At 44.9% G+C, this 6,567-nt stretch carries 4 protein-coding genes and 1 pseudogene; 1 reads left to right on the plus strand and 4 read right to left on the minus strand.

Translation table 11 applies throughout. The features are described 5' to 3' along the window. The 4 genes and pseudogenes from DSM107010_RS36115 to DSM107010_RS36130 form a co-directional block, all read right to left on the minus strand. Positions 1-803 (minus strand): annotated as a pseudogene (locus DSM107010_RS36115) (glycoside hydrolase family 10 protein); the annotation flags it as partial. Next, complete coding sequence (locus DSM107010_RS36120) at positions 803-2,140, minus strand: TIGR03279 family radical SAM protein (protein ID WP_015153729.1); 1,338 nt, start codon at positions 2,138-2,140, stop codon at positions 803-805. The gene DSM107010_RS36120 and the pseudogene DSM107010_RS36115, both read right to left, overlap by 1 nt. 151 nt (positions 2,141-2,291) lie before the next feature. Further along, complete coding sequence (locus DSM107010_RS36125; RefSeq protein ID WP_015153730.1) at positions 2,292-3,254, minus strand: undecaprenyl-diphosphate phosphatase; 963 nt, start codon at positions 3,252-3,254, stop codon at positions 2,292-2,294. Between the two features lie 469 nt (positions 3,255-3,723). Further along, positions 3,724-5,373, minus strand: a complete 1,650-nt coding sequence (locus DSM107010_RS36130; protein WP_127025283.1) for a Ppx/GppA phosphatase family protein — start codon at positions 5,371-5,373, stop codon at positions 3,724-3,726. Between the two features lie 144 nt (positions 5,374-5,517). On the opposite strand from DSM107010_RS36130, the gene DSM107010_RS36135 reads away from it, so the two are divergent. Next, complete coding sequence (locus DSM107010_RS36135) at positions 5,518-6,405, plus strand: 4-hydroxybenzoate solanesyltransferase (protein ID WP_106171587.1); 888 nt, start codon at positions 5,518-5,520, stop codon at positions 6,403-6,405. The last annotated feature ends 162 nt before the right edge of the window (positions 6,406-6,567 follow it).

The raw sequence follows: 6,567 nt of genomic DNA on the forward strand, positions 1-6,567 counted from the left end.
CCTTGTCCCCCTTGCTCCCTGCTCCCTGCCACCGCACTACTACAATTCTGCGGCGCTACCGTAGCCGACTCAGGCAAGGATATATACTGACTTAAAGACGCTCTCAACCAATCGCGATCGAAGTCTCCTGGTGATACGTGACTCGAGCCCCAACGCCAACCCAAAACCGTGGCACGATCGCTTTTGACGACTGCGGCTTGATTTATTTGTGACTGCCAAATCGCGATCGGTCTACTATTCACACCAGTAGGAATCACAACTCCTCCCTGCACCAAACCATCATTTCCGGCTGGCTCCAGCCAATCTTTACTATTACCCTGTAAGGTTTGTAAGTTATTGGGAGCATCTAGAGGAAATCCCCAGTACGCGCCTAAAAGCGAACTCAAGAGCTGGCGTACCCCCGGCTGACTCGTACTTCCAACAGCACCACTGGCTATGACTTTACCACCTCGGCTCATCCATGCTTCTAAGGCAAGTGCTTGGTTAAAGTCAATATTCTCTACGTTAGGTAGAAAGATAACAGAGCGATCGCTCAAATCGCTAGCATTTTTGACAGTAGCTAAATCGACGACGCAATAATTGACTCCTGCTGCTTGCAAGCGCGCAGAAATATCCATCCACTGAGCAGCATTATCATCGCTTTTAACTACAGCTAAAACTGCGGGTTCTTCTGCGGCTGTAGCAGGTAAATAGAAGGCAAGAGGCAAAAGTAGAGACGTTACTAGCGTCTCTACTAAAAAATTCACAGACTTAGCCCTTACCAGGGTTGGTAAGAAAGCAAAAATATCAAAATTTTTAGACATTACTTAATACAAGTATCGATGAGTTCCTCAACTCCCCTGACTGGGAGAATTGGGATATTTAATTTATGAGATAACTCTTCTATTGTCATATCATCCAAAAAACAGTTTTCGCCATACTTCAGCATCACGGCAGGCAGTATGACCGCGTTACCTAAGTCTTTACCACATAACCCTTCTAATAAATCTTGTCCTGTGAGTAATCCGGTGACAGAAATTTTTTGTCCCCAATAGTGACTACACAGAGCTACCATATCTATCCGCAGCCCATTTACTTGATTTAACTGTTGTAAAATTGGTTGAAACGCTTTTTCTACGGCATTACCAACAACCCAGATAAATCGGCGTGATGGCTCGACTTGCAGCGGAAGATGTTTGGCTGCACTAGCAAAATGTTTTAAAAATAGGCGAATTGAACCCACACCGTTATCGATTTGAGGATAATCTTCATAATGAGATTGCGGTGGTAAATCCTCCCCTGCAACCAAAAACCACTCGTCTGCTAACCAGGCAAAGTTAGTGCCTAACTGCTGGCGAAATTTCTGCTGCAAGGCTTTGACTTGGGCTATGACTTCGGCTGCTTTTTCTGGAGTCACTGGAATTAACTCATCTTCATCTGGACGAAACCGTGTCAAGCCTACTGGTACGACAGCAACAGAAGTAACTGCTGGTACTTCCCCAGGATCGCCAAGATAAAATTTTGCTAAATCGAGCAACGTTCTTTCCAGATGTATGCCATCGTTAATCCCAGGACAAACAACAACTTGAGCGTGAATTTGCAGTCTTCGTTCTCGAAACCATTCAATCTGCTCTAAAATTTGAGCGGCTCTAGGATTTTTTAGCAGCCGCACCCTAACTTCAGGTTCGGTAGCGTGAACTGAGACATACAAAGGAGACAGGCGCATTTGTTCGATTCGCTGCCATTCCTTTTGGGTGAGGTTTGTCAGTGTCAGGTATGAGCCGTAAAGAAAGCTAAGGCGATAGTCATCATCCTTTAGGTATAAACTCTGTCGCTTACCTGGAGGTTGCTGGTCGATAAAACAGAACGGACAGCGATTGTTACACTGAATTAACCCATCGAACAGGGCTGTCTCAAACTCTAGTCCTAAATCTTCGTCGTAGTCTTTCTCAATTTCAACCGTATGAGTTTTACCTGCTGCATCTAAGACATCCAGTTGCAGCACTTCATCAGCACACAAAAACTGATAATCGATTAAGTCACGCGGACGAGTATCGTTGATGGATACGATCGCATCTCCTGGTTCAAAGCCAATCTCAGCAGCGATGGAATCTGGTAAAACCTTGGAAATGCGGGCAGGACGAATAGTGATGTCACTCATGACTAGCGAGAGGGCGATCGCCGTTTGGCTATTAGCTACTCTAAAATTGTCGCTTATATGAGGGAGCAGGGGAGAAGAGAGCTGAGGGAGCTGAGGGAGCCCAGGGAGCTGAGGGAGCAAGAACCATTAACCATCAACCATCAACCAACAACTAAACATTAGATAACACTCCAAATCCGATCGCAGCTAGAATCGCTGCACCAAAGATGAGTCGATACCAAACAAAGATCCAGGTATCCTGAGTTTGGAGAAAACGTAACAACCAAGCGATCGCGAAGTAGGAAAAAATGGCAGATGAAACGACTGCGACAATCAAGTTTAGAATTCCCGCGTTCTCTAGTCCGGCTTCTAAAGCATCTTTCAATTCGACCAGACCTGAGATTGCAATGGCAGGAATACTAAGTAAAAATGAAAATCTAGCGGCTTTGGCTCGCTCTAATCCCAGAAATAGTCCGGCTGTCAGTGTAGAACCAGAACGAGATACGCCTGGAAATAAGGCAAGTGTCTGAGCCAGCCCCATTAATATGCCATCTTTAACTGTAGGTTCGTTAAATTTGCGCTTGCGCTTGCCAAAAATCTCTGCCAGCCCTAACAAACAAGCCATGACGATTGAATACACCGCGATCGCTGCTAAGCTGCGTAAGGGCGATTTGTCATAGCCAGGATAAAAGATTTTGATTAGCAAACCAAAAAATACGATGGGAATCGTACCTAAGACAATACCTAATGCCGTGCCAAATTCTCTGGAATCATAATCTGAATTAGCGATCGCCTTAGCGGTTCCGGTGACGATTTGCGCTAAGTCTTTCCAGAAGTACCATAGCACTGCGGCAAGACTACCGAGTTGAATCACGGCAGTATAAGCAACGCCAGGATCTCCCCATCCCAGTACGACTGGCACAACTTTCAAATGCGCCGTACTGCTGATTGGTAAAAACTCTGTCAACCCTTGGATGATTCCTAAACCGAAGGATTGCCACAAATTCATTCCAGATCCCTCTACGGCTATATTGGGCTGCACGCCGAGAACCTTAATAGGTACAGCAATTACTGCTGCACAAGCAGCTACACCTACCATCAGAAGTTTAAGCATTTGACGTTTTAATAAAGCCATAGAAATTTAAGGGCTAAGGGGTAGGAGGACAAGGTAGACAAGGGAGACAAGGGGGAACAAGGAAGCAATTCTGGTTCCACCAGCCACCAGCCACTAGTCGCTGTCAACCGTTAACTGTCAACCAACAAACTATACTTTTTCTCGCTACAGCATACCCGCAAACCGCAAATGAGGGGAGGGGTAACTAGAACTTAGAGCGATCGCGTTCACGCTAAATCCAAGATGGTATTTTAACTTGCGATTTACTCAAAATCAGAGCAAAAAATCAAGTTGTGAATTTTCTCCGACTTTTGGGAGTACTCTAAATACAACTATTTCTCAGTAAGTTATTGCAGGTGCTTGGGTTATTGCCGGTTTGCTCTCCTGACTCGTCAAATTCCTAAAACTATTTCTCACTTATATACTTATATATTGATCAGCCAATTCAGAAAGAGACTATTCGCAAAATGGCTACTTACCTAAATAAAACTCAACGAACTGATACTGTTGCAGGTTCTAAAGCGGCTACTAACTTCACGTCAAATTCTGTTTCAAACAACGCCTTTTTATAATCCAAACTCCACAATTCTAAAGCACAATCATCATTAGGTTGAGACGGAGTTAGATACAAGTAAAATTCTTTTGAATATGCATGGCGATCGCAACGCACGCGCTTCACTGCACCAATTTGACGGCGATCTAAAGCCACGGCTAACCGGAGAAAAGCGCTTAAATGATTGATAATTTGCCGATCGCGTTTGCTAGGTAAACTGCGATAGGAATCGTGCTTTTTCTTCGGGTTGCTTTTCCGGTGATAGCGGGCAATATTGGCAATAATTTCAATTTCTGTTTCGGTGTATCCTAATAATTCACCGTGTCGAATCAAGTAGTATGAATGTTTATGATGGGCAGAATGACTAATAAAGTGTCCGCAATTGTGTAACATTGCCGCTGCCCACAGCAATTCTTGTTCTTCTAAACCCCATTGGTGTAAAATTTCCTGGGTTTGGTTAAACAAACTCATGGCAAAAGAAGCCACGCGATCGCTATGTTCTAAATTTACTTGGTATTTCTGCGCTGTTTTAATCACGCTCCGTTGCCGGATCGAACTTTGATAGCGCAAACGATCTTCAATTAAACCGTGAGTCAGCATCCAGTCTACAATGATGCCTTCTCGCAGCGATCGCTCGCACACTACCAATGTCTCAGCTTCTAGCAGCGTCATCGCCTCTTGTAAAATTGTCGCCCCTGCTAATATAATCTCCGAACGGCGATCGTTCATCCCTGGAATTGCTGCCCGTTCGCTGTAATTTAGCTTCCGCAGGCGATCGACTAATTGCCGCAATTCCCTCAGACTAAATTCATACCCAGTCAAGGGAGACGGTACTGTACCCGTTTTTTCTCTAGCAATAATTGTTGCTACCGTTTCAATCGTGCCAGAAGTTCCCACTAAGCGGAAAATTTCCCCTGGCTGTAAGTGTGCGTGCAAGTCTTCCGCCGCACGTTCTAACATTCCCTGCACGTAGGCTTGAAGATATTGATATTCGCTGTTAGTAATCGGATCTGTAGTGACGAATTCCGAGGTAAGTCTGACAGCTCCAATTTTGTTACTGCTGAGAGAACGTGGTTCGTGGCTATCTCCCAAAATGATTTCTGTTGAACCACCACCAATGTCGATAATGGCATGGGGTTGGTTGTTAAATTCCATTCCCGATAGTACGCCGAGATAAATGCGACGTGCTTCTTCATACCCAGAAATTAAGTCAACATTTAAGCCGATTTCTTCTTTGACTTGATGTAAAAACTCGCGTCCGTTGGGTGCTTCGCGGACAGCGCTCGTCGCTACAGCAATAATAGAATGAGCGTTGCAGCTCTTGGCAATGTCTTGAAAACGGCGTAACGTAGAGATCGCCCTTGCCATCACCTCTGGTTTCAATTCTCCCGTTTCTGGGTTGCGATCGCCTAACCTGACAGTTTCTTTTTCTCTAGTAATGATGGTAAAAGCTGGCAGTTTCGGCTCTATACTGACTACTACCATATGCAGAGAGTTTGTCCCCATGTCGATCGCCGCGAGGATCTGTGCTTGCTCTACAATTTGAGCGGGAATACTCTGCCAGCTAGTGAAAACAGAATCAACCATCTAGATTTACTGGTAATTAACGGCAAGGACTGAACGGCAATTATTGAGATGAAGTTATTGAGTTTTTTCTACCCAAACTTCACGCTATTCTAATTAGGGAAAAAGATACGAACCATTACATCTGCCTATAGTTACCATTTTTCCATGAATACGATCGCACCACAACAGAGTTCCGAACCAACCTGGTTGAAAATTATCCGGCTGTTACGTTGGGATAAGCCAGAAGGACGTTTAATTTTAATGATTCCCGCTCTGTGGGCGGTGTTTTTAGCAGCTAGAGCGACTCCACCCTTACTACTAGTAGGAGTCATTGTCTTAGGTACTTTTGCCACCAGTGCTGCTGGGTGTGTAGCGAACGATCTTTGGGATCGAGATATCGATCCGCAAGTGGAAAGGACTCGCAATCGTCCTCTTGCTTCCCGCGCTTTATCTATCCGAGTAGGAATTGTAGTTGGTTTAATTGCTTTAGTTTATGCTTTTATTTTGTCTTTATATTTAAACCAATTATCCTTTTGGCTGTGTGTCGCCGCCGTACCCGTTATTTTGCTTTATCCAGGGGCAAAGCGAGTGTTTCCCGTCCCTCAGTTGGTGTTATCTATTGCCTGGGGTTTTGGCGTATTAATTAGCTGGAGTGCCGTCACGGGAAGTTTAGATAAGGCAACTTGGTTGCTATGGGGTGCAACTTTATGCTGGACGCTAGGATTTGATACAGTTTATGCCATGAGCGATCGCGAAGATGACAAGCGCATTGGTGTGAATTCCAGCGCTTTATTTTTCGGTAAATACGCCCCAGAAGCGATCGCAGTTTTCTTTGCTGGTACTGTCTTATTCTTGGGTTGGCTAGGTGTCGTCATGCACCTACGTCTAGGTTTTTGGATTACTTTAGTCTTGGCTGCATCTGGCTGGATTTGGCAGTATACTCGGTTGCGCGAGCCGCAGTTACCAAATCCTGCTTACGGAGAAATGTTTCGTCAGAATGTTTGGTTGGGTTTTCTGTTATTAGGGGGAATGATTGCCGGAATTTTGATTTGATCGCCCCATGTGCAACCGCTCTACTGCCCCCTTTTTAAGGGGGTTGGGGGATCGCAGTACTACGCCACTTACGAAAGATCCCCCCTAGTACTACAGTTGTAGATAATTGTTAGAATAGGATAGAAGTGCGATTGCGATTGCTGTGATGTTTCAACAAGCTTT

Origin of the sequence: Chroococcidiopsis cubana SAG 39.79, from assembly GCF_003991895.1 — a bacterium.
Lineage (GTDB): Bacteria > Cyanobacteriota > Cyanobacteriia > Cyanobacteriales > Chroococcidiopsidaceae > Chroococcidiopsis > Chroococcidiopsis thermalis.